Source organism: Streptomyces sp. NPDC002130 (assembly GCF_040296465.1).
Lineage (GTDB): Bacteria > Actinomycetota > Actinomycetes > Streptomycetales > Streptomycetaceae > Streptomyces.
The window spans coordinates 1-1,674 of the sequence record NZ_JBEOXI010000704.1; the positions used below are offsets into that span (position 1 = coordinate 1).

Here is a 1,674-nt window from a genome sequence, read left to right on the forward strand (position 1 = left end):
CGGTTCACAGTTCTGAGAACGGGTCCGCAACTGGACCAGCACCTTCGCGACCTGGATGCCCTCGTCCTCGGCCATCTCGGCGGCCATGTCGAAGTTGAGCACGTCCCCGGTGTAGTTCTTCACGATGAACAGCACGCCGGCCCCGCTGTCCACGGCGGCGGCCGCGCGCAGCATCTGGTCGGGCACGGGGGAGGTGAAGACCTCGCCCGGACAGGCCGCCGACAGCATGCCGGGGCCCACGAAGCCGCCGTGCAACGGCTCGTGCCCCGAGCCCCCGCCCGAGACCAGCCCCACCTGTCCGGCGACGGGAGCGTCCCGCCGCACGATCACCCGGTTCTCCACGTCCACGGTCAGCTCCGGGTGGGCAGCCGCCAGACCACGCAGCGCATCCGCGACCACGTTCTCCGGGACGTTGATCAGCATCTTCACGGGTACCTCCTAGACAACCTAGTAGATGAGCCCTCGAACTCCAGCTTCGCAGCTCACGTCACGTTTGACCAGTTGTCGATCTTGGCTGCCCGTATCGGTCCGTATCGGACCGCAACGCCCCGCGGGCCGAGGCCGACCGCACCCGTGAAGGACGCGGACGGCCTCGGCCCTGGTGTCGGATCAGCCGAGCACGGAACACAGGAAGCGCCCGAACGGCCCGGGATCAGTAGCCGTAGATCATCTTGTAGGCGACCTCGGGGAGGAACTGTCCGGCCGAGGAGCCGCCTCCCACGCCGCAGTTGCCGTCGGACTCGCCCGGAACCTTGATCCACAAGAGCATCTCGGCGCCGCCGCCCAGCCGGGTGGGAGTGCCGATACGGCGGCCTGACGGGTTGCACCACTGGCCGTTCGAGCCGTTGCCGTTGCGGCTGGTGTCCACGACGAACGGTTTGGTGTAGCCGTACCGGGCGCCGAGTTCCCTGTTGACGGCGTCGGCGTACGCGGTGTTCTCGGCCGTGGTGAGGTAGTTGGAGACGTTGAGCGAGAAACCGTGAGCCTGCCGGACACCGGCTTCGTGAAGACGCCGGGCCATGGTCGCCGCGCTCGCCCAGGCCGGGTTGCCGGCGTCGAGGTAGACCCAGGTGTTGGGAGCTCGGCGGTTGAACTCGGCGAGCGCACCGGTCAGCATGCTCTCGCGTTCGTCGATCTGCGCCTGGCTCATGCAGCCGTAGTCCCCGAGGGAGTCCGGTTCGAGGACGACGACGGCCGGGCGGCCGGCGATCCCGCCCGCGAACTGGGCGATCCAGTTCGCGTAGGCGGACGGCGACGAGGCTCCGCCCGCAGAGTGTCCGCCGCAGTAGTCACGGTTGTAGATGTTGTAGGCGACGAGGAGGGGCAGCTTGTCCCGGGCGTCCGCGGCGCCCGCGTACGCCCCCGTGGCGGTCCCGATGTTGCCGCTCCAGGAGCCGAACCAGCGGGCCGTCGGGGTATTGGCGATGGAGGCGTTGATCGCGGAGGCCCGGCCGTCGCCGGGGTTGGCGGCCACCCACCGTTTCGCGCTGGAGTCGGGGTCCACGTAGAACCCGTTGGTCATGGTCGTCGGGTCGGCCGCGTGAGCGGTCGGGGCGGCGGCGAGCGCCAGCGGCAGTGAGGAGAGCGCTGCCACCAGGGCGAGGAGTCTGCGGCGCATGACGGGTACCTCGGCTTTCTGACAGGAAGCGGGCGAAGGTCGGGGGCGAGCCAGGG

Annotated in this window: 2 protein-coding genes; both read right to left on the reverse strand. The window is 69.5% G+C overall.

What is annotated here, in order from left to right; all coding sequences use genetic code 11:
• On the reverse strand, positions 1-429 hold a 429-nt coding region (locus ABT116_RS44645; RefSeq protein WP_351646663.1), incomplete at its 3' end, for a dihydroxyacetone kinase subunit DhaK.
• A 223-nt stretch (positions 430-652) separates the two neighbouring features.
• Complete coding sequence (locus tag ABT116_RS44650; protein WP_351646667.1) at positions 653-1,618, reverse strand: glycoside hydrolase family 6 protein; 966 nt, start codon at positions 1,616-1,618, stop codon at positions 653-655.
• Positions 1,619-1,674 lie beyond the last annotated feature (56 nt).

Coding starts and splice junctions, on each gene's coding strand:
- ABT116_RS44650 (WP_351646667.1), bottom strand. CDS start 1,618: ATGCGCCGCAGACTCCTCGCCCTGGTGGCAGCGCTCTCCTCACTGCCG.